Source organism: Kocuria oxytropis, from assembly GCF_040981195.1.
In the GTDB taxonomy this organism is placed as follows: Bacteria; Actinomycetota; Actinomycetes; order Actinomycetales; family Micrococcaceae; genus Kocuria; species Kocuria oxytropis.
The window spans coordinates 385,450-404,856 of sequence record NZ_JAVFXA010000001.1 but is presented as its reverse complement, the minus strand read 5'-3'; the positions used below and the strand labels follow the sequence as shown (position 1 = coordinate 404,856).

Below are 19,407 nucleotides of genomic sequence, written 5' to 3'. Positions count from 1 at the left end.
CCACGCGGCTCCCGCCCGGCCGGTGCCGTCACGAGCGGGATCGCCGGCGGGGGCCCGCCCGCCGGGTCCCCCCCGGCCCGGCGCTCAGTCACCGACGGCGTCCCGGCCGCGCCGGACGATCAGCGGATCGGGGGCGTGGACCACCTCCGGGTCCTTGTCCTCGTAGTCGAACTGGTCCAGGAAGAAGCGCAGCGCGTTGATCCTCGCCCGCTTCTTGTCGTTGGACTTCACCGTGATCCACGGGGCGTGGTCGGTGTCGGTGCGCAGGAACATCTCCTCCTTCGCCTCCGTGTAGTCCTCCCACCGGTCCAGTGAGGCGAGGTCCTGCGGGGAGAGCTTCCACCGGCGGACGGGGTCGATCTGGCGGATCGCGAAGCGGGTGCGCTGCTCCTGCTGGGTGACGGAGAACCAGAACTTGGTCAGGTGGATGCCGGAGTCCACGAGCATCTTCTCGAAGACCGGGGCCTGGGCCATGAACCGCGCGTAGTCCTCCGGGGTGCAGAAGCCCATCACCGGTTCCACCACGGCGCGGTTGTACCAGGAGCGGTCGAAGAGCACCATCTCCCCGGCGGTGGGCAGGTGCCGGATGTAGCGCTGGAAGTACCACTGCCCGGCTTCGCGGTCCGAGGGCTTGGTGAGGGCGACCACGCGGGCCGCGCGAGGGTTGAGGTACTCGGTGAACCGCTTGATGGTCCCGCCCTTGCCGGCGGCGTCCCGGCCCTCGAAGACGATCACGTGCTGCAGGTCGTGGTCCTGGCCCCAGTACTGGAACTTCAGCAGCTCGATCTGCAGGTGGTACTTCTCGAGCTCGTACTCCTCCCGGCTCATCAGCTCGTCGTAGGGGTGGTCCTCCCGCCAGGTCTCCACCGCCGAGCCGCCGGGGTCGATCAGGTCCGGGTCCTCCTCGTGCCCGTGGGGCACGGTGTAGCCCATCTCCGTGAGGTGGTCGATGAACTCCCGCAGGTTCTCGCGCACCGCCCACTGGTCGGTGGGCATCCACTGCCGTTTTCCGTCGGGCATCGGCCGTTCCTCTCCGAGCAGGGTCTCTTCAGCGCAGTGTAGGCGCGGCCATCCTGGCCTGTCCGGACGACGGGAGCACGACCGGGCGGTGAACGGCCGGGGTGCGGACGCACCCCGGGGACGGGGGCCTACCGGTCCCCGGCGTCGCCGACGTCCACGCTGATGTCGTGGCCGACGGGGGTCCCGTGCTCCACGGTCCGCGAGACGGTGCAGTACTTGTCGTGGGAGAGGGTGACGAGGCGCTCGACCATGCCGGCGGCCTTGCGGCCGGCCGCGTCGTCGGGGAAGGCGAGGCGGAAGGAGAGGTGCAGGTCCTCCAGGCGGTTCGCGCCGCTCTCCTCGACGATCTTCTGCCCGGTGGCGCGGACCCTGAACTCCGAGGGCTCCGAGCTGCGGGAGGTCGCGACGTCCACGTCGATGGCCGAGCACCCGGCGATGGCCGCGAGCAGGAGCTCGACGGGGGTCAGCAGGCCCTCGCCGCGGCCGAAGGCGATCTCGGCCCCCTCGGGGGTGCGGGCGGTGTACCGGCCGGTGGCGGTGCGGGTCAGCTCGACGGAGCGCGGGGTGGGGTCCGGGGTGTCAGTCATGGGTCCATGATGCCGTCCTCCCGGCCCGGAACGGGTCACCCGGCGGGCCGGCGCCGCGGAATAGGCCCCGGGGGCTCCACCGTTGACGCTGGCACGCCACCGTCCAGCGAGCAGGAGCCCGGTTTGTCCCCATCACCACCGGCGAGCGAGGGCGACGAGCCCCCGGAGCCCGGCCGGCACCCCCTGGACGTCGAGCTCCAGGCCCTGATCCACGACTACCGGGAGCTGCACCGGGACGACGCCCGGCTGCGCCGGATCGAGCGCACCGTGCACCCCGGGCGCCGGGAGGCCGGCGCGGTGCCCGGGGACGGGCCCGGCGGGATCCGCGAGGAGCAGGTCGCCCCCGAGCTGAGGACCCAGGACGTCCGGCGGGTGGCGGCCGGGCTGCTGCGCACCGAGGCGGACATGAGGGCCTACGCGGCGCGCTTCGCCCAGCGCAGCACCGAGCAGGATCCCGCGGGGCGGGACCTGGACCGGCAGGCGCACGCGGTGGACGCCGCCGGCCGCCACTGGCTGCTGATGATCGGACAGAACCGGGACCACGGCCTGGTCGCCTGCGGCTTCGTCCGGGAGAAGGGCATCCCGCACGCCCGGGTGGTGTCCTTCACCGCCGAACGGCTGAGGCTGCCGATCCTGGTGGTCGAACTCGGTCCGGACGGCCGGGGCTCCGTCACGGAGTGCTGATCCCCGCCGCCGGCGTCAGTCGCTCCCGGATCCAGCCGTCCAGCGCGAGGAGGGTGGCCGCGGTGATGCCGTGCCCGCCGGGGTCCCGGCGGGCACGGGTCTCGGCCCCGGAGTGGCCGAGCAGGTACTCCCAGGTGCGATCGAGCAGGGCGCGGGGGATCACGGTGTCGCCCTCGCCCTGGGCCACGAACACCGGGGTGCCGGTCAGCAGGTCGGGGTCGGTGGGGATCCCGGCGTCGAAGGGCAGGGTGCCGTAGAGGATCGCCGCTCCGGCGAAGCGGCCGGGCTCGCTCAGCAGCAGCGCCCCGGCGAAGGCGGCGCCGCCGCTGAAGCCCACGAGCACCACGGGGCGCCCGGGCGGGGCGACCTCGTCGAGCCAGCCGCGGAACCACGCCGTGGTGGCGGCCAGGGACTCGGCCACGGGCCGGCCGATGCCGCGGTTGGCGAACCAGGCGAAGCCACCGCCCTCGGCGATGGGGGCGCGCACCGCGGCGTAGGCGGGGCCGGCGGCGGGCAGGCGGGGGACCAGGGAGAGGATCTCCCGCTCGTGGGAGCCCCGCCCGTGCAGCAGCACCACCAGCGGGGCGCCCGGGTCGTCGGAGCCGGCGGTCGCCACCACGGGGGCGGGGAACGGTGCGGCGCTCACGCCCGACCCGCCCCGGTCCGGTCGGGATCCTGCACCAGGACGCCGGCGGTGCGGACCCCGGACCAGCGGGCCAGCTCGGCCGGCAGGTCCAGGGCCTCGACCGGGGCCTCGTGCTCGTAGCGGCCCCAGTCGGCGCGGGGCAGCATCCACATGATCTCGAACTCGTGGCCGTCCGGGTCCGTGCCGTAGAGGCTCTTGGTCGCCCCGTGGCTCGACTCCCCGGTGTAGGCGCCGGCGGCCACGAGGTCCTGCCGGGCGGCCGAGAGCTCCTCGACGGTGTCCACCTGCCAGGCCAGGTGGTACAGCCCGATGCCCCCGCGCCGCCGGGGCGGGGCGTCCGGGCCGAGCCCGAAGAGGCCGAGGTCGTGGTGGTTGCCCGAGCGCGGCAGGCGCAGGAAGGCCGCGTCCGCCCGCGGCTCCCGGGCGACGACGGTCATCCCGAACACCTCGGTGTAGAAGCGCACGGAGCGCTCGGCGTCGGCGACGAAGAGCACGGCGTGGTTGAGCCGGACCGGGTCGATGGTCATGGGGTCCTCCAGAGGGGTGGTGCCGGGCAGGGTCGGTGGCGGGGTGCGGTCAGGAGACGACGGCGAAGCCCGCGGTCCAGGAGATCTTCTCGGCGGCGGCGAGGGTGATCTGCAGGAACCCCATGGCCTCCAGCTCCCGGGCCCGGGACAGCGACCCGGCGTCGACGGCGCGCAGTCCCGAGGCGGTGAGGGCCTCGGCGAGGGCGGACTTGGCCTCGGCGTCGTCCCCGGCGATGAGCACGGTGGTGGTGTTCTCCCCGACGGTGCCCGAGGCGAGGGTGGCGGCGAACGTGGTGTTGAACGCCTTGACCACGCGGGAGCCGGGCAGGGCGGCGGCGAGCTCGGCCGTCGCGGAGCTGTCGGCGGGCACGGTGAGGGAGTCGAAGGTCTCGAAGTCGACCGGGTTCGTGATGTCCACGACGATCCTGCCGGCCAGCTGGTCGGCGCGGGCGGCGGCGATCCCGGCCAGGGCCGGGTAGGGCACGGCCAGGACCACGATGTCACCGGTCACCGGGCGGCCGGCGTCGGCCTGTCCGAGCAGCTCCACGTCGTGGCCGCCCCGGGTGAGGGCGGTGGAGATGGCCTGGCCCATGCTGCCGGTGCCGATGATGCTGATGCGGGTCATGATGAACTCCTGGAGATCGGGAAGGTGCTTGAAGCGACAAGTAAAAATCTAGATCAATAAACTTGACGCGTCAAGTACTTTCCCGGAGGCGTGCCCGGGTCGGCGGGCCGGAGCGCCACTCCGGGTGTGCCGGGGCGGGTGGTTCCGGAGGTGCCGCCCGTCAGCGCGTCGCCAGCACCAGCTCCGTGAGGGCGTTCAGCACCGGCCCCTCGAGCCCGAGGGCCGGCGCCTGCGCCAGCGCCCCCACGGGGTCCCGTCGCACGGCCGCGTGCACCCGCTCCTTCACCTCGTAGCCGATCTGGGCGTCGTTGAGCAGGTCGGCGACGCGGGCCGGGACGTCCGGGGCGGCCGTGGTCCGCAGTGCGGCCGAGCGCACGAGGATCCGGGACCCGGGCGCCACGTCCTCGACCACGATCGAGGTGCGGTGCCCGCGCGCGGGGTCCCCGTGCCGGAGCGTCCGCGCCGGGACGGCCGTCCCGTCCACGGACACGGCCGGCTCCGCCGGCTCCTCGAAGCCGACGAGGGTGAGGGTCCAGGTGCGCGCTCCGGGCAGGCAGCCGAGGTGGCCCCGTGCCGGGCCCACCGTGAGCTCCCCGGCGGTGACGTCGAGGGCGATCGGGGTGCGCGCCCAGCGCTCGGGGTCGCGGCCGTCCCCGCTGTCGTCGTCCTCGTCCAGCACGGAGCCGTGGGAGGCGCCCGCGACCACGAGCACCTCGAGCTCGGCGGGGTTGCCGGTGTCCGGCGCGGCGTCGTCGTCGGACCCGGCGAGGGGCACGATGGCGCCGGCCCGCGCCAGGACGGGGACGTCGTCGAGGCGCCGGTGCAGCACGAGCTCCCGGTCGCCGTCGTAGACGGCGCCCGTGAACAGGTCCGTCCAGGACCCCTCCGGCAGCCACACGGGCACGGCGGCGCGGGTGAGCACCGGGTCCGCAGGGGCCGTGACCGGGGCGACCATCAGCTCGGGGCCGAACAGGTACTGGTGTCCGTACCGGTAGGCCTGCTCCGCCTCGGGGTGCTCGTGGTAGAGCGGCCGGACCAGCGGGGCGCCCTCCGTGGCGGCCGCCCGGTTCGCGGTGTGCAGATAGGGGACCAGCCGGTGCCGCAGCCGCAGGCTCCGCTCCATGACCTCCGCGTAGGGGGAGCGGTAGCGCCACGGCTCCTTGGCGATGAAGTCGTTGTCGCCCGAGTGCAGGCGCAGGATCGGGGAGAACACCCCGAACTGCAGCCAGCGGGTGGCCAGTTCGTCGTCGCGGCCGCCGAAGATGTGCCCGCCGATGTCGTGGCTCCACCAGCCGAAGCCGATGTTCGCCGCCGTGGCGGTGAAGTACGGCTGGAACGCCAGGGAGGCCCAGGAGATGACGGTGTCGCCCGAGAAGCCCACCGGGTACCGGTGGCTGCCCGGCCCCGCGTAGCGGGAGAGCGTCAGCGGGCGGGACCCGTCCGCGCCCGAGTCCAGGAAGTGGTAGTGGTTGAGCACCCACAGCGGGTCCACCCCCGGCAGCCGCGAGTGCGGACCGGACTGCCAGTCGATCCACCAGAAGTCCACGCCGTCGGCCTCCAGGCCACGGTGCAGGACCTCGAAGTACGCGGCCACGAAGTCCCGGTCGGTGACGTCGAAGGCCACCGGCTCCTCCGAGCCCGGGTCCCGGCCCAGGGCCTCGAGCATCGCCGGGTGCGCGTCCTCGAAGGAGCGCACCCCGTCGGCCGGGTGCAGGTTGAGCGTGACCCGGTAGCCGCGCTCGTGCGCCCACGCGAGGAAGCCCCGGGGATCCGGGAACAGCTCCCGGTTCCACGTGTAGCCCGTCCAGCCCGAGCCGTGCCGGCGCTCCACGTGCTCGTCGGTGAGGTGCCAGTCCATGTCCACCACCAGCACGGAGAACGGCAGCCGGCGCCGGTCGAAGTCGTCGACCAGCTGCCGGTACTCGGCCTCGTCGTAGGCGTGGTAGCGGCTCCACCAGTTGCCCAGCGCCCAGCGGGGCAGGACGGGCTGCGGCCCCGACAGGGCGTAGAGGTCCCGCAGCGCCTGCCGGTGGTCGTGGCCCCAGCCGAAGAGGTAGAGGTCCACGGCCCCCTCCTCGCCGGCGCGCGGGGCGTACCAGCCGTCCTCCGTGAGCAGCACCGACGCGGAGTCGTCGATCACCCCGAAGCCCTCGCGGGAGGTGACTCCCGGCTCCAGCGGGATGGGGCCGTCGGCCTCGTCCAGGGTGCGCGCGGTCCCGCCCAGGGTGGGGGCGGGGACGCCGTAGCGCCACACGCTGTGGTAGTTGGTCACGCCGCCGCGGATCTGCGCGGACAGCCCGGTGGGGCTGAAGGCGCGCTCGTCGTAGCTGAGGTGGATCTGCTCGGTGACCAGCTCGATCCCGGCGTCCGTGCGCCGCACCCGGAAGTCCGGCACCGGGAACCGGCGGTCCACGGCGAAGGCGGACGGGCGGTCCTCGAAGTGTCCGGTGGGGCTGTGCTCCAGGCGCAGCAGCCCGGGGCTCAGCACGCTGATCCGGTAGTGCTCGCCGGAGACGACCGCGCCGGGGTCGGCGGTCCCGGCGCCGGTGGGGCGGAAGTGGGGGAGTGGCATGCGTCCCACCCTAGGCGGAGCCGGGTGGGAATAAACCGGGGGCGGGCCCTCTTGTACGGGGTAGTTCAAATTTGAAATAGCGCTGGTGCCCGGTCGGACGGGCGCCGCCGGAGACCAGGAGGACCACATGCAGTTCGGCATCTTCACCATCGGGGACGTCACCCAGGACCCCACCACGGGACGCACCCCCACCGAGCACGAGCGGATCCAGGCGACCGTCGCGATCGCGAAGAAGGCGGAGGAGGTGGGCCTGGACGTCTTCGCCACGGGCCAGCACCACAACCCGCCGTTCGTGGCCCCGGCCAACCCGCCCATCCTGCTGGCGAGCATCGCGGCGCAGACCGAGCGGCTGCAGCTGTCCACCGCCACCACCCTGATCACCACGACCGATCCCGTGCGCATCGCCGAGGACTACGCCTACCTGCAGCACCTCTCCGGTGGGCGGGTGGACCTCACGATGGGCCGCGGCAACACCGGTCCGGTCTATCCGTGGTTCGGCCAGGACATCCGCCAGGGCATCCCGCTGGCGGTCGAGCACTACGGCCTGCTGCACCGGCTGTGGCGGGAGGACGTGGTCAACTGGCAGGGCCGCTTCCGTTCCGCCCTGCAGGGCTTCACCTCGACCCCGCGCCCGCTCGATGACGTGCCCCCCTTCGTGTGGCACGGCTCGATCCGCTCCCCCGAGATCCCGGAGCAGGCCGCGTACTACGGCGACGGCTTCTTCCACAACAACATCTTCTGGCCCGCCGAGCACACCCGGCGGATGGTGGAGTTCTACCGGCAGCGCTTCGAGCACTACGGCCACGGCTCCGCCGACCAGGCGATCGTGGGCCTCGGCGGGCAGGTCTTCATGCGCCGCAGCTCCCAGGACGCCGTGCGGGAGTTCCGCCCCTACTTCGACAACGCCCCCGTCTACGGCCACGGGCCCTCCCTGGAGGACTTCACCACCCAGACCCCGCTGACGGTGGGCTCCCCGCAGCAGGTCATCGAGAAGACCCTGTCCTTCCGCGACTACGCCGGGGACTACCAGCGCCAGCTGTTCCTGATGGACCACGCCGGCCTGCCGCTGAAGACCGTCCTGGAGCAGCTGGACCTGCTGGGCGAGGAGGTCGTGCCGGTGCTGCGCAAGGAGTTCGCCGCGCTCAAGCCCGCGCACGTTCCCGAGGCCCCGACCCACGCCTCGCTGGTGGCCCGCCGGCGCGCCGGCCAGGACCCGGTGCCCGGCGGAGCCGAGGACTCGCCCGCCGGGCGGGCCCGTGCCGCGCAGGCCGCGGAGCAGACCGCGCCGGGGAGCGCGCCGCGGACCGCCGAAGGGGCCCGTCGATGAGCGCCCCCGCGAGCACGCCGGAGCCCGGCGCGGCGCGCCCGCTCACCCTGGCGGTGGTCTCGGCCGGGATGTCGGACGCGTCCTCCACCTCGCTGCTGGCCGACCGGCTCGCCGAGGCGACCCGCGAGGCGCTGGGCCCCGTGCCGGTGCGGATCGAGCGCGTGGACCTGCGCCCGCTGGCCCACGCGATCGCCGACCACCTGCTCACCGGGTTCCCCGGTCCGGAGCTGCGGACGGCCCTGGACGCGGTCACCGGGGCGGACGCCCTGATCGCGGCCACGCCCACGTTCAAGGCCTCCTACTCCGGGCTGTTCAAGTCCTTCGTCGACCTCCTCGACGAGGGGGTCCTCGAGGACCTGCCGGTCCTGGTGGCGGCCACCGGCGGCACCGCGCGGCACTCGCTGATGCTCGACTCCGCCATGCGCCCGCTGTTCGCCCACCTCAAGGCCCTGGTGCTGCCGGTGGGGGTGTACGCGGCCACCGAGGACTGGGCCGGGGACACGCTCGAGCGGCGCATCCGGCGGGCCGGGGCCCAGCTGGCGCGCGCGATCGCCCCGGGTGCGGAGCCGGCGGGTGCCGCCCCGGCCGGGCCCCGGCGCCCGGAGCACAGGGACGGGTTCGAGCAGGTCCCGGACTTCGCGGACCTGCTCGCCCGGGCCGGACGGTGACCGCCCTGCCGGGCGGCGCCGCGTCCGCGGGCGTTGCTCCCGCAGGCCGTCCCGCGGGGACCCCCTCCGTCGGCGTTCCTGCGGAGGGCGTTCCTGTGGAGGGCGCTCCTGCGGAGGGCGTCCCTGTGGAGGACGCTCCTGCGGAGGGCGTCCCGGGCGGGAGCTCCCGCCCGTGGCGGGTCTGGCAGCTGTACTTCGAGACCACGGCCCGGCTCACCACCGAGATCGAGGCCCGGCTCAAGGAGCACGGCTGCTCGCTGATGGACTACCAGGTCCTGCTGCTGCTGACCGACGCGGAGGGGCACCGGCTGCGGATGGGGGAGCTGGCCCAGCGGATGGTCTTCTCCCCGAGCCGGCTCAGCTACCAGATCGGCGTGCTCGAGAAGCGCGGCTGGGTGCGGCGGCGGCGCTGCGCCCAGGACGCGCGCGGGCTCGAGGCCGAGCTCACCGACGAGGGTCAGCGCGCCTTCCGCCGCCTGCGCCCCGCCCACGCCCGCGATGTCGAGGAGCTCTTCCTCGGCGCGCTCGAGGGGGACGACGCCGCACGCCTGGCGGCGGTCATGGAGCGCCTGGCCCGGAACCTGGGCTGAGGACGGGCCGCCCGCGCCGTGCCGGCCGGGCAGCGCGGCCGGCCCCGTCGGGCGCAGCGCGGTCCGCTCCGTCCGGCGCAGTGCGGGCCGCGCTCCGCTCAGCGCAGCGCGGCCCGCACGCCGGGCCGGACGGCCACCACGAGCCAGGCCACGTCCACGACCGCCTTCAGCGCGCTCGTCACGAGCCCCGCCGAGACACCGGCGGGGACCACCAGCAGCAGGACGGCATTGGCGAGGACGCCCAGGAGTGCCATGGAGGCGAAGACGATGCCGAGGATCCAGGCCCACTGCCGCTGCTCGCGCAGCGGGAACCAGACCAGGGCGTAGAGCGCGGTGGTGAACCCGAACCCCAGCAGCACGGAGCCGGCGAGGACGGCCGTCCCCAAGGCCGTGCCCGCCGCCGGGCCCATGGCCTGCTCCGGCGCCGCCAGGTAGCCCACGGCGCCGCCGAGGAGAGCCATCGCGAAGGACGCCAGGGTGAGCCGGAGCAGCAGCCGCAGATCGGCCGTCATCGGCGGCCGGCGGGGAGGCGCCCACGCCCCGGGGAGGGCTCCGGGCGGCGTCCCGGGCGGCGGGGGACCACCGTGGGCCCGGGGTTCGTAGGGCTGCTGGGACATCGTCGGTGCCTCCTGACGCACAGGCCTGGCTCGGGGAACAACGGTCCCGGGCGGGACCCGACACCGAACCTCACCCTACACATCGCTTTTGCGAACACCCGTGGGTGGTCCGCCCCTGTGCGGCGGATCGTGACGGCGGGCCCGCTCAGGCGCCGGGGCTGCCGCCCGCGACGAGCGCCGCGGTCGCCGCCGCGATCGCCTGCTCCTCGTCGGTGGGCACCACGAGCACCTCCAGCGCCGAGTCCGGCGCGGAGATCCGGCGGACCTCCCGCGAGCGGGCGGCGTTGGCGTCGTCGTCGAGCACGACCCCGAGGGCGCCCAGCCGCCCGCAGACGCGGGCGCGGAAGGCCGAGGCGTTCTCCCCGATCCCGGCGGTGAAGACCAGCGCCTGCGCGCCGTCCACGGCCACGTGGTAGCCGCCCACGTACTTCGCCAGGCGGTGGGCGGCCATCTCCAGGGCCAGCTCGGCGCGCTCGTCGCCGCGGTCGGCGGCCTCCTGGACGGCGCGCATGTCGTGGTCGCCGGCGATCGCCCGCAGGCCGGACTCCTTGTTGAGCACGGCGTCGAGCCCCTCGGGGGTCATCGCCGGGTCCCGGCGCAGCACGGCGGTGACCACGGACGGGTCCAGGTCCCCGGTGCGGGTCCCCATCACCAGTCCCGCGAGGGGGGTGTAGCCCATCGACGTGTCGTAGGAGGCGCCGTCCTTGACCGCCGTCACCGACGCACCGTTGCCCAGGTGCGCCACCACGCAGCTGAACCGCTCGCGCGGCACCCCCAGGAACTGCGCCGCCCGCCCGGTCACCCAGTCGTGGGAGGTGCCGTGGAAGCCGTAGCGGCGGATGCCCCAGCGCTCGTAGAAGTCCTCCGGGACGGCGTAGCGCCAGACGTGCTCGGGCATGGTGCGGTGGAACGCGGTGTCGAAGACGCAGACCTGCGGCAGGTGCGGCCACGTCCGCTGCACGGCCCGCAGGCCCAGGACCGCGGCGGGGTTGTGCAGGGGCGCCAGCGGCACCAGCCGCTCGATGTCCCGGATGATCTCGGTGGTCGCGAGCACCGGCGCGGAGAAGCGCTCCCCGCCGTGGACCACGCGGTGGCCCGCGGCGTCGATCGTGCGTCCCTCCAGCTCCGAGGCGAGGCGCTCCGCGAGCAGCTCGAGCGCCTGCGTGTGGTCCCGGATCTGCGAGCTGCCGATGTTCTCGATCAGCCCGGCGGACAGCACCGTCCCGCCGTCCCCGCCGGCCTCGAGCTCCCGGACCTGGTACTTGAGCGAGGACGAGCCGCAGTTGACGACGAGCACGAGCATGGAGGACTCCCGGGGACGGAGGGACTGGGGGCGGTGCGCGCGGCGGGCCGGGTCACATGCCCTGGGCCTGGATCGCGGTGATCGCGACCGTGTTGACGATGTCGTCCACGGTGCACCCCCGCGAGAGGTCGTTGACGGGCTTGCGCAGCCCCTGCAGCACCGGGCCCACGGCCACCGCGCCGGCCGACTGCTGGACGGCCTTGTACGTGTTGTTGCCGGTGTTGAGGTCCGGGAAGACGAACACGGTCGCGCGCCCGGCCACGGCGGACCCCGGCAGCTTCGAGGCCGCGATCGAGGCGTCCACCGCGGCGTCGTACTGGATGGGGCCCTCGACCTCGAGCCCGGGGTCCGCGGCCCGCACGATCTCGGTGGCCGCCCGGACCTTCTCCACGTCCTCGCCGGAGCCGGACCCGCCGGTCGAGTAGGACAGCATCGCCACCCTGGGCTCCACCCCGAACCGGCGGGCGGTGCGGGCGGAGGCGAGCGCGATGTCCGCGAGCTGCTGCGCGTCCGGGTTGGGGTTCACGGCGCAGTCGCCGTAGACCAGCACACGGTCCTCGAGGAGCATGAAGAACACGGAGGAGACGATCTTCACGCCCTCGGAGGTCTTCACGAACTCCAGGGCGGGGCGGATGGTGTTGGCGGTGGTGTGCGCGGCGCCGGAGACCATCCCGTCCACGTCCCCCAGCTGCACCATCATGGTGCCGAAGTAGGAGCCGTCCAGCATCCGCTCCAGCGCGGTCTCCTTCTGCATGCCCTTGTGGGCGCGCAGCCGCACGTACTCCCCGGCGTACCGCTCGCGCAGCGCCTCGTCGTGCTCGAAGTCCACCAGGGTCAGGCCGTCCTCGGCGAAGTCGAGGTTGATGCCCTCCGTCTGGCACAGCTGGGCGATCCGGCCGGGGTCGCCCAGGACCGTGAGGTCGCAGAAGTTGCGGCGGTGGATCATCTCGGCGGCCCGCAGGATGCGGGGGTCCTCGCCCTCGGGCAGCACGATGTTCTTCCGCTCGGCCCTGGCGGTCTCGACGAGCTCGTGCAGGAAGCGCAGCGGGGTGCGCTTGGCGAGGCGCGGGAGGTCCAGCCGGCTCACGAGCTCCTCGCCGTCCACCCGCCGGGCCCACTCGCCGAGGGCGGCCGCGACCTTGCGCGGGTGCGCCCCGGAGAGGGTGCCCCGGGTCCGGGACACCTCCCGGGCGGCCCGGTAGGTGTCCAGCCCGGTGGTGAGCACGGGGAACGGCGCGGCGGCGGTGAGCTCCCGGATCCGCCCCTCGGTGTCGAAGCCGCCCGTCAGCAGCATCCCGGAGGGGACCGGCAGGGCGGGGGACAGCGCGGAGGCCAGGGAGGCGACGACGATGTCGGAGCGGTCTCCCGGCGTGATGACGAAGTCGCCGTCGGCGAGCTGCTCGAGGTAGTGGCCCACGGTCATCGCCGCGACCTTCACGCCCTTGACGTCGCGGTCCAGGGAGACCGCGGACGGCCCGTCCCCGAAGCCGTGCCGGTCCCGCAGCTCGGCGACGGTGGGCGCGGCGACCGCCTCGTTCTCGGCGATGACGTACACCGGCAGGCTCCGCACCCCGCGCGCGGCGTTGTCCGCGATCCGCTCCACCCAGTCCGGGCGGGCGCGATTGACGATCACCGCGAAGATGTCGCAGCGCGCCTGGTTCAGCTCGGCGCGGGTGACCTCGATCGCGTTGAGCACGTCCTCGGGGCTCTCGGACTCGTCGGCGCCGATCACCGCGAGCACGGAGGCGCCCAGATTGTTGGCCATCCGGGCGTTCATGTCGAACTCGGCGGTGGCCGCGTTGTGCGCCAGGAGGTCGGTGCCGTCCACCACGACCACGTCGCAGTGCCGGGCCATCTCGCCGTAGACGCTCACCGCCATCGCGTCGAGCTCGTCGTGGTCCCCGGCCGCGAGCAGCTCCCGGGTGCGGGCCAGGGAGATGCCGCCGCGGCAGCGCTCGTCCGGGAGGTCGAAGTTGCGCTTCATCAGCTGCACCATCGGGTCCTCCGCCGGGGACTCCCCGAGGTGGACGGGCCGGAAGTAGCCCAGGCGGTCCGTCTTGCGGAACAGCGAGTCGGCCAGGCCGAGGGCCACGAGCGACTTGCCGGACTGCGGCGTCATGGCGCTGACGTAGATGCCTTGGGTCATGGTGGCGGGCTCCTCCGGCGGTCGGGCTGGGTCCGTGCCCAGTCTAGGGGCCCCGGTGCCGGAGGCCCGGCCGGGGAATCACCCGGGCGGCCACGCCGTTGACCCCGTCAGGGCCGTCCGCCGCACCGGTGGCCCGGACCCGTGGGCTCAGGCCAGGGAGAGGAACATCTTCTCCAGCTCGGCCTTGTCCAGGGTCGGGTCCTCCTGGCGCAGGCACTGGTCCAGGCCCGTGGCGATGATGCTGAAGCCGGCCTTGTCGAGGGCACGGGAGACCGCCGAGAGCTGCGTCACCACGTCCTTGCAGTCGCGGCCCTCCTCCAGCATGCGGATGACGGCCCCGAGCTGGCCCTGGGCCCGCTTGAGCCGGTTGATGGTGGGAGTGAGGTCCTGGGGGTCGAGTTGCACGGGGCGCTCCTGGGTGGTGGTGGTCGGCTCCCACGATTCTATACCCCCTGGGGGATCTTGCATACCCAGGGGGGTATGGTGCACCATGGAGTCACACCCACCGCCACCTCCGGAAGGAACTGCCGCATGACCTCGAAAGTCGCCCCCGCCGAACTGAAGTCCTGGATCGACTCCGGCGAGGAGGTCACCGTCCTCGACGTGCGCTCCGCCGCCGAGTTCGCCGCCGAGCACGTCGACGGCGCCTACAACGTCCCCGTCGACCTCGTGGCCGACCACGCGCAGGACATCGCCGAGGCCCTCGGCGGCAAGGTCGCCCTGATCTGCCGCTCCGGCGCCCGGGCCTCCCGCGCCCAGGAGATCCTCTCCGCGGCCGGCACCGAGACCACCTATGTCGTCGACGGCACCGTCGACGACTTCGAGAAGGCCGGCGGCGCGGTCGTCCGCGGCGCCTCGACCTGGGCCATGGACCGCCAGGTCCGCATGGTCGCCGGTTCGCTCGTGCTGGCGAGCGTGGTGGGCGGGCAGCTGGTCTCGCCGAAGCTGCGCGCCGTCGCCGCCGGCGTGGGCGGCGGGCTCGCGTACTCCGCGCTGTCCAACACCTGCGCCATGGCCAACGTGCTCTCGAGGATGCCCTGGAACCAGGGCGCCAAGGACCCCTCCAAGGACGCCGTGCTGGAGCAGCTCGCCGCCCAGTGAACCGCCGAGCCGACCCGCGGGGCTGATCCCCTGGGCTGATCCCCTGGGCTGATCCCCTGGGCTGATCCCCTGGGCCGGTCCTCGGTGCCGTTCCTCGGGGCCGGTGCACCGGGCCCGCGTCCGGCCCCGCCGCCACGTCCTCCGCGTGGCGGCGGGGCCGTCGTCGTGCCCCGGGGTTCACCCGGGCGCCGCCGGGTGGGAGGATGGGGCCATGCTGGTTGCCTTCTCCGTCTCCCCGTCCGGGGGCGAGAACCCGAGCGGTTCCGTCCACGACGCCGTCGCCGCCGCCGTCCGCGTGGTCCGCGAGTCCGGCCTGCCGCACGAGACCGACGCCATGTTCACCACGATCGAGGGCGAGTGGGACGAGGTCATGGACGTCGTCAAGCGCGCCACCGAGGCCGTGGGCCACTACGGGCCCCGGGTCTCCCTGGTGCTCAAGGCCGACATCCGCCCCGGCCGCACGGGCGAGCTGCAGGGCAAGGTCGAGCGCCTCGAGGCCGCGATCCGGCGGCAGGCGATCGAGTCCTGAACGCTGCCCCCGCGGCGGTCCGGCTGCGGACCGCCGGACCGGCCGACGCCGGGGCCTGGTCCGCCCTGCACCTGCGCTGCCTCGACGAGACCTACCGCCCGCTCTTCGGGAACGCCTTCGCCGACCGGCAGCAGGCCGCGGCCGAGCGCACCGCCGCCGGCGACCGCGCCCTCCTCGCCGACCCGGACGTGCGGACCCTCCTCGCGGTCGGTGACGACGGCGCCGCCCTCGGCCTGGTCTCCGCCGGCCCGGCCCCCGCGGCCTGGGAGGAGCGGGCCGGGGTGCCCGCCCCGCCCGTCCCGCTGCAGCTGTTCCAGCTCTACGTGCTGCGGTCCGCCCACGGCACGGGCCTGGGCGCGGCCCTGCTCGAGTCCGCCATCGGCCCCGCGGACGCGTACCTGTGGATCATGGCCGGCAACACCCGTGCCGAGCGCTTCTACGTCCGGCACGACTTCCGGGCCCTGGCCGAGTCCTGGCCCGCCGGCGGACCCTGGGCCGGGCAGCACATGCACCGGATGCTGCGGACGGGGACCGCGTGAGCCGGGCGTCCCGCCGCTCGCGCCCGGCGCCCGCCGCTCCCTCCGGCCCCGCGGCCGGGTCCTACGAGATCTCGACCGGCACCGCCGAGCTCGTGCCCGACCCCTACGCCCCCGGCTCCTGGGTGCTGCACGTCAACGGCGTGCCCTCCTCCCACGTGGACCCGGAGCACCCCGAGCGGCTCGACTTCGAGTACATGCGCTGGATCGCCGCGCTCGTGGACGCCCACGTGGACGCCCACCAGGACGCGGAGCGGCTGCGGGTGCTGCACCTCGGCGGCGGGGCCTGCTCCCTGGCCCGGTACCTCGCCCACGTCCACCCCGCGGCGCGGCAGGTCGTGGTCGAGCTGGACGGCCGGCTGGCCGAGCTGGTCCGGGAGTGGTTCGACCTCCCGCGCGCCCCGCTGCTGCGGATCCGGGCGGGGGAGGCCCGGGCCGTCACGGAGTCGCTGAGCCCCGCCACCCGGGACGTCGTGGTCCGCGACGTCTTCGCCGGCGCCGTGACCCCCGAGCCCCTCACCACGGTCGAGTTCGCCCGGCACGTGGCCCGCGTCCTGGCCCCCGGCGGGCTGTACGTGCTCAACTGCGGCGACACCCGGGACCTGGCCGGGGCCCGCGCCGAGCTCGCCGCGCTGTCCGAGGTGTTCGAGCACGTCGCCGCGGTGGCGGACCCGGCGATGCTCAAGGGCCGCCGCTACGGCAACATCGTGCTGGCCGCCTCCTCGGCACCGCTGCCGCCGGAGGGCTCGCCCGCGGCGGCCGCGCTGGGCCGGGAGCTGCTCGGCGGCGCGGTGCCCGCCCAGTACAAGGACGCGGCGTGGGTGCGCTCGTTCGTGGGCGGCACCCCGCCGCGCCGCGACCCCGCGAGCTCGGGGGAGCGCCGTGGCGCCTGACCCGGTGACCGGGCAGGACGTGCGTGCGCTCGCCCTGCGGCACGGCCTGGACCTGGAACCGGGCAGCGTCCGGTTCAACGAGGCGGGACTGGACTACCGGGTGGCGTTCGCGGCCGCCTCCGGGACCGGCGAGCAGTGGGTGCTGCGGATCCCGCGCCGCCCCGACGTCGCGGCGAAGGTGGCCGAGGAGCGGCGCATCCTCGACTTCGTGCGCCCCCGGCTCGCCGTCGCCGTCCCCGACTGGCGGATCTCCGGCCCGGACCTCGTCGGCTATCCGCTGCTGCCCGGCCGGCCCGGCCTCAGCCTCGACGCCGCGGGACAGCCGGTCTGGCACTACGACACCTCCTCCCCGGAGTACGCCCGGTCCCTGGCGGAGGTCGTCGCGTCCCTCCACGGCCTCGACCCCACCGCGGCCGCCTCCGCGGGGGTCCCCGTCGAGACCCCCGAGCAGGTGCGCCGCCGGTGGGCGGCCGATCTCGAACGGGTGCTCGGGGAGTTCGACGTCTCCCCGGAGCTCCTGGCCCGGTGGCGGGGATGGCTCGACGACGACGGCCTGTGGCCGCGCAGCACCGTCCTCACGCACGGAGAGCTCTATCCCGCCCACCTGTTGCTCGACGCCGGCAGCCGGGTCCTGTCCGTCCTGGACTGGACTACGGCCCGGGTCGGCGACCCGGCCGTGGACTTCATGTACCAGCACCTGATCGCCCCGCCCGGGTCCTTCGCGCTGACCGTGCGCGCCTACGAGGAGCTCACCGGCCGCCACGAACCCCGCCTCGCCGAGCGCTGCGAGGCCCTCGTGGCCACCGGCCCCCTCGCCTACGCCATCTTCGCCCTGACCTCCGGGGAGCCCGGGCACCGGGCGGCCGCCGCCGCCCGGCTGCGCCCCTGAGCTGTCCGGGCCACGCCTGAGCGCCATTCGCGAGCACACCGTGAGGCACGTGGAGGACGCCCGCGCCGACGTCGACGGCGGACCGGCGGAGACGGCCCTCCGGACCTGAGCCGGCGGACGCGGTCTCAGCCGTGCAGCGTGGCGGCAGGGGACCGGCCGTACCGCTCCCGGTAGGCGGCCGCCATCCGCCCGGGGTGGGCGAAGCCCCACCGGGCCCCGACGGCGGCCACGGTGGCGCCGCTCGAGGGGGAGGCGGCCACCAGCTCTGCGTGCACCGCCTCGAGGCGCAGCCCCCGCAGGTGGCCCATCGGGGTCGTGCCGTGCGCCCTCCGGAAGGCCGCCTGCAGGCCGCGCGGGCTCATCCGGGCGGCCGCCGCGACCCGGGCCAGGTCGATGTCCTCGGCCAGGTGCTCCTCCATGAACGCCACGGCCCGCCGCACCCCCGCCGGCGCGGGCGGCTCCGGGACGTGGGCGTGGCGGGGTTCCAGGAACGTGCCGGGAAACGTGTGCAGCAGCGCGGTCGCCACGGTGCGGAAGACCTCGCCGCGCAGCAGGGGCACCGCCATGGCCTGCTCGTCGGCCATGAGGTCCCGGCCGGCGTGGGCGAGGGTGCGGCACCAGTAGCGGGCCATGGCAGGGCTCACCGGGCGGTCACCGGTGAAGCGCGGAGTGAAGCCCTCGATCCCGAGCAGCCCCGAGGCGTGGGCGGCCACGGCCGAGGCGTCCAGGGCCACGGTCCCCAGGTCGATGTCGGTCCAGCGGCAGTCGTAGGCCTGCTGCGGGAGCAGGAACGGCGCGGGGCCGGGCTCCGTGCGGGTGGAGTCCGTGAAGGCCAGGTGCCCGCCCAGGAGCTGGGCCACGCGGATGGTGCCGGTGGCGTCGATCGTCGCCGCGGCGGGAGCGCCCGTCAGCCGGGCCCGCTCGAGGTGCACGTCCTCCACGGCGGTGACCGCCTGGGTGAGGGAGAACGGCGTGCCGGGGACCACGCGCAGCTCCCGGGCGTTGTAGACCTCCTCGAGGATGCCCAGACCCTCCTCGACGTCCTGGGTGCGGAAGCGCCGGCGCCGGTCCGGCGGGGGATCCCCGGTGGGCCCGGGCGGCTGCGGAGCGTCCCCGGGCAGGTGCGGAGCGTCCCCGGGCAGGGCGGAGGAGGGGCCGGGAACAGGAGCAGACATCGGGACGACCTCCGTGGGCATGGTGAACACCACAGCCGTTCTCTCGACCTGGGTCCCCCACCCTAGGAACGTCCGGCGCCCGGGGACAAGTGCGGACCGCTCGTGTGTCGCCGCGGGTCCTCCGGTGACCTGCCCGCGGTCCCTCTAGCCGTCGAGGTGGCCGATGATCGCGTCGGCGACCTCCCGGGGCGAGTCCTCGGTGGGGATGTGCTTGCCCGCCACCTCGACCAGGTCCGCGCCGGGGATCTCCTCGACGTAGCGCCGTGCGAACCCGATCCGCTGGAACTCGTCCTCGCGGCCCCAGACCAGGCGGGTCGGCAGGGCCTTGCGCTGCAGCGCGGGCACGATGTCGAGGGTCCAGCGGGGGTCGGCGGCGGCCGCCATGGCCGTCCAGGACCGGACCCGGGTCGGTTCGCGCCAGGGGGAGAGGTAGTCGGCCAGCTCGTCGTCGCCGAGCCGGCGCAGCGTGCTGCGGCGCGTGGACGCCTCCCGGGCCTCCAGCAGGTCCTCGACCGTGGTGGCCGCCCGGACCTCGGGGTCCCGGAAGCGCTCGACCGCCGGGACCGGCCAGGAGTCGAACGCCACCGAGTTCATCAGCACCATCCTGTGCACGCGGTCGCCGGTCGCGGCCAGGTGCTGGGCGATGCCGCCGCCGATGTCGTGCCCGGCCAGGTCGAAGTCCTCCACGCCCAGGGCGTCGGCGGCGTCCAGCACCGTGCGGGCCAGCGCCGGGACGGACGCGCGGCCGGGATCGAGCTCCCCGGCGCTCCGGCCGAACCCCGGCAGGTCCAGGGCGATGCACCGCCGGATCCGGCCCAGGGCCGGCAGCACGGGCTGCCAGACCCGGCTCCAGAAGGTGCCGTGCAGCAGCAGGAGGGGACGGTCCCGGGCGTGGCCGGAGGTCAGGTACGACAGCTCGGTGCCGTCGACCTCGATCTGCCGGCGGTCCACAGGGTGCTCCATCGAGGGTCC

21 protein-coding genes are annotated in these 19,407 nt (G+C 74.6%); 9 read left to right on the top strand and 12 right to left on the bottom strand.

Annotation, left to right across the window (positions count from 1 at the left end; translation table 11 throughout):
* Nucleotides 1-84: 84 nt before the first annotated feature.
* On the bottom strand, nucleotides 85-1,020 hold the full coding sequence (gene ppk2 / locus QYM41_RS01890) for a polyphosphate kinase 2 (RefSeq protein ID WP_368798034.1): 936 nt from the start codon (nucleotides 1,018-1,020) through the stop codon (nucleotides 85-87).
* 128 nt (nucleotides 1,021-1,148) lie between these two features.
* Entirely contained in the window at nucleotides 1,149-1,607 is a 459-nt protein-coding gene (locus QYM41_RS01885) for an OsmC family protein (RefSeq protein WP_368798033.1), read from the bottom strand.
* Between the two features lie 123 nt (nucleotides 1,608-1,730).
* On the opposite strand from QYM41_RS01885, the gene QYM41_RS01880 reads away from it, so the two are divergent.
* Entirely contained in the window at nucleotides 1,731-2,291 is a 561-nt protein-coding gene (locus QYM41_RS01880; RefSeq protein WP_368798032.1) for a hypothetical protein, read from the top strand.
* On the opposite strand, the gene QYM41_RS01875 is transcribed toward QYM41_RS01880, so the two are convergent.
* From QYM41_RS01875 to QYM41_RS01860, 4 genes are all read right to left on the bottom strand, one after another.
* The gene (locus QYM41_RS01875; RefSeq protein WP_368798031.1) at nucleotides 2,278-2,937 is read right to left on the bottom strand and encodes an alpha/beta hydrolase; all 660 of its coding nucleotides are present in this window, start codon (nucleotides 2,935-2,937) and stop codon (nucleotides 2,278-2,280) included. The genes QYM41_RS01880 and QYM41_RS01875 overlap by 14 nt on opposite strands.
* A complete protein-coding gene (locus tag QYM41_RS01870) occupies nucleotides 2,934-3,464 on the bottom strand; it encodes a VOC family protein (RefSeq protein ID WP_368798030.1) in 531 nt (176 codons plus the stop codon). Before QYM41_RS01870 ends, QYM41_RS01875 begins: the two co-directional genes overlap by 4 nt.
* A 49-nt stretch (nucleotides 3,465-3,513) precedes the next feature.
* Nucleotides 3,514-4,089, bottom strand: coding sequence for an NADPH-dependent F420 reductase (locus QYM41_RS01865; protein ID WP_368798029.1), 576 nt, complete (start codon nucleotides 4,087-4,089; stop codon nucleotides 3,514-3,516).
* 160 nt (nucleotides 4,090-4,249) lie between these two features.
* On the bottom strand, nucleotides 4,250-6,661 hold the full coding sequence (locus QYM41_RS01860) for a glycoside hydrolase family 31 protein (RefSeq protein WP_368798028.1): 2,412 nt from the start codon (nucleotides 6,659-6,661) through the stop codon (nucleotides 4,250-4,252).
* Nucleotides 6,662-6,788: 127 nt separating this feature from the next.
* Here QYM41_RS01860 and QYM41_RS01855 point away from each other — a divergent pair, with 127 nt between their 5' ends.
* The 3 genes from QYM41_RS01855 (at nucleotide 6,789) to QYM41_RS01845 (ending at nucleotide 9,246) form a co-directional block, all read left to right on the top strand.
* Nucleotides 6,789-7,988, top strand: coding sequence for an LLM class flavin-dependent oxidoreductase (locus QYM41_RS01855; protein ID WP_368798027.1), 1,200 nt, complete (start codon nucleotides 6,789-6,791; stop codon nucleotides 7,986-7,988).
* Complete coding sequence (locus QYM41_RS01850; protein ID WP_368798026.1) at nucleotides 7,985-8,656, top strand: CE1759 family FMN reductase; 672 nt, start codon at nucleotides 7,985-7,987, stop codon at nucleotides 8,654-8,656. The genes QYM41_RS01855 and QYM41_RS01850 overlap by 4 nt, the downstream gene beginning before the upstream one ends.
* Nucleotides 8,657-8,781: 125 nt before the next feature.
* Complete coding sequence (locus QYM41_RS01845) at nucleotides 8,782-9,246, top strand: MarR family winged helix-turn-helix transcriptional regulator (protein ID WP_368798025.1); 465 nt, start codon at nucleotides 8,782-8,784, stop codon at nucleotides 9,244-9,246.
* 98 nt (nucleotides 9,247-9,344) lie between these two features.
* On the opposite strand, the gene QYM41_RS01840 is transcribed toward QYM41_RS01845, so the two are convergent.
* The 4 genes from QYM41_RS01840 to QYM41_RS01825 all read right to left on the bottom strand — a co-directional run bounded on the left by QYM41_RS01840 (nucleotide 9,345) and on the right by QYM41_RS01825 (nucleotide 13,717).
* Nucleotides 9,345-9,863 (bottom strand): hypothetical protein, encoded by a 519-nt coding sequence (locus tag QYM41_RS01840; RefSeq protein WP_368798024.1) that lies wholly within the window; start codon nucleotides 9,861-9,863, stop codon nucleotides 9,345-9,347.
* 145 nt (nucleotides 9,864-10,008) lie between these two features.
* Entirely contained in the window at nucleotides 10,009-11,166 is a 1,158-nt protein-coding gene (locus tag QYM41_RS01835) for an acetate/propionate family kinase (protein WP_368798023.1), read from the bottom strand.
* A gap of 52 nt (nucleotides 11,167-11,218) precedes the next feature.
* Nucleotides 11,219-13,312, bottom strand: coding sequence for a phosphate acetyltransferase (gene pta, locus QYM41_RS01830; RefSeq protein ID WP_368798022.1), 2,094 nt, complete (start codon nucleotides 13,310-13,312; stop codon nucleotides 11,219-11,221).
* A 147-nt stretch (nucleotides 13,313-13,459) separates the two neighbouring features.
* Entirely contained in the window at nucleotides 13,460-13,717 is a 258-nt protein-coding gene (locus QYM41_RS01825) for a metal-sensitive transcriptional regulator (RefSeq protein WP_368798021.1), read from the bottom strand.
* A 126-nt stretch (nucleotides 13,718-13,843) separates the two neighbouring features.
* Here QYM41_RS01825 and QYM41_RS01820 point away from each other — a divergent pair, with 126 nt between their 5' ends.
* The 5 genes from QYM41_RS01820 (at nucleotide 13,844) to QYM41_RS01800 (ending at nucleotide 17,260) form a co-directional block, all read left to right on the top strand.
* Nucleotides 13,844-14,413 carry a rhodanese-like domain-containing protein gene (locus QYM41_RS01820; RefSeq protein WP_368798020.1) on the top strand — a complete coding sequence of 190 codons (570 nt, stop codon included), beginning with the start codon at nucleotides 13,844-13,846 and terminating at the stop codon, nucleotides 14,411-14,413.
* A gap of 211 nt (nucleotides 14,414-14,624) precedes the next feature.
* Nucleotides 14,625-14,942: a thiamine-binding protein gene (locus tag QYM41_RS01815; RefSeq protein WP_368798019.1), complete on the top strand. Its 318-nt coding sequence runs from the start codon at nucleotides 14,625-14,627 to the stop codon at nucleotides 14,940-14,942.
* Nucleotides 14,939-15,481, top strand: a complete 543-nt coding sequence (locus QYM41_RS01810) for a GNAT family N-acetyltransferase (protein WP_368798143.1) — start codon at nucleotides 14,939-14,941, stop codon at nucleotides 15,479-15,481. The genes QYM41_RS01815 and QYM41_RS01810 overlap by 4 nt, the downstream gene beginning before the upstream one ends.
* Nucleotides 15,478-16,371, top strand: a complete 894-nt coding sequence (locus QYM41_RS01805; protein WP_368798018.1) for a spermidine synthase — start codon at nucleotides 15,478-15,480, stop codon at nucleotides 16,369-16,371. The genes QYM41_RS01810 and QYM41_RS01805 overlap by 4 nt, the downstream gene beginning before the upstream one ends.
* A complete protein-coding gene (locus tag QYM41_RS01800) occupies nucleotides 16,361-17,260 on the top strand; it encodes a macrolide 2'-phosphotransferase (protein WP_368798017.1) in 900 nt (299 codons plus the stop codon). Before QYM41_RS01805 ends, QYM41_RS01800 begins: the two co-directional genes overlap by 11 nt.
* Before the next feature lie 125 nt (nucleotides 17,261-17,385).
* On the opposite strand, the gene QYM41_RS01795 is transcribed toward QYM41_RS01800, so the two are convergent.
* Nucleotides 17,386-18,435: a helix-turn-helix domain-containing protein gene (locus QYM41_RS01795; protein ID WP_368798016.1), complete on the bottom strand. Its 1,050-nt coding sequence runs from the start codon at nucleotides 18,433-18,435 to the stop codon at nucleotides 17,386-17,388.
* A 144-nt stretch (nucleotides 18,436-18,579) separates the two neighbouring features.
* The gene (locus tag QYM41_RS01790; RefSeq protein ID WP_368798015.1) at nucleotides 18,580-19,398 is read right to left on the bottom strand and encodes an alpha/beta fold hydrolase; all 819 of its coding nucleotides are present in this window, start codon (nucleotides 19,396-19,398) and stop codon (nucleotides 18,580-18,582) included.
* Between the last annotated feature and the right edge of the window lie 9 nt (nucleotides 19,399-19,407).

Bases quoted from the DNA above. Each gene is read 5' to 3' on its own strand.
- QYM41_RS01865 (WP_368798029.1), bottom strand. From the start codon at position 4,089: ATGACCCGCATCAGCATCATCGGCACCGGCAGCATGGGCCAGGCCATC.
- QYM41_RS01835 (WP_368798023.1), bottom strand. From the start codon at position 11,166: ATGCTCGTGCTCGTCGTCAACTGCGGCTCGTCCTCGCTCAAGTACCAG.
- QYM41_RS01855 (WP_368798027.1), top strand. From the start codon at position 6,789: ATGCAGTTCGGCATCTTCACCATCGGGGACGTCACCCAGGACCCCACC.
- QYM41_RS01850 (WP_368798026.1), top strand. From the start codon at position 7,985: ATGAGCGCCCCCGCGAGCACGCCGGAGCCCGGCGCGGCGCGCCCGCTC.
- QYM41_RS01790 (WP_368798015.1), bottom strand. From the start codon at position 19,398: ATGGAGCACCCTGTGGACCGCCGGCAGATCGAGGTCGACGGCACCGAG.
- QYM41_RS01840 (WP_368798024.1), bottom strand. From the start codon at position 9,863: ATGTCCCAGCAGCCCTACGAACCCCGGGCCCACGGTGGTCCCCCGCCG.
- QYM41_RS01820 (WP_368798020.1), top strand. From the start codon at position 13,844: ATGACCTCGAAAGTCGCCCCCGCCGAACTGAAGTCCTGGATCGACTCC.
- QYM41_RS01885 (WP_368798033.1), bottom strand. From the start codon at position 1,607: ATGACTGACACCCCGGACCCCACCCCGCGCTCCGTCGAGCTGACCCGC.
- QYM41_RS01870 (WP_368798030.1), bottom strand. From the start codon at position 3,464: ATGACCATCGACCCGGTCCGGCTCAACCACGCCGTGCTCTTCGTCGCC.
- QYM41_RS01815 (WP_368798019.1), top strand. From the start codon at position 14,625: ATGCTGGTTGCCTTCTCCGTCTCCCCGTCCGGGGGCGAGAACCCGAGC.
- QYM41_RS01860 (WP_368798028.1), bottom strand. From the start codon at position 6,661: ATGCCACTCCCCCACTTCCGCCCCACCGGCGCCGGGACCGCCGACCCC.
- pta (WP_368798022.1), bottom strand. From the start codon at position 13,312: ATGACCCAAGGCATCTACGTCAGCGCCATGACGCCGCAGTCCGGCAAG.
- QYM41_RS01795 (WP_368798016.1), bottom strand. From the start codon at position 18,435: ATGTCTGCTCCTGTTCCCGGCCCCTCCTCCGCCCTGCCCGGGGACGCT.
- ppk2 (WP_368798034.1), bottom strand. From the start codon at position 1,020: ATGCCCGACGGAAAACGGCAGTGGATGCCCACCGACCAGTGGGCGGTG.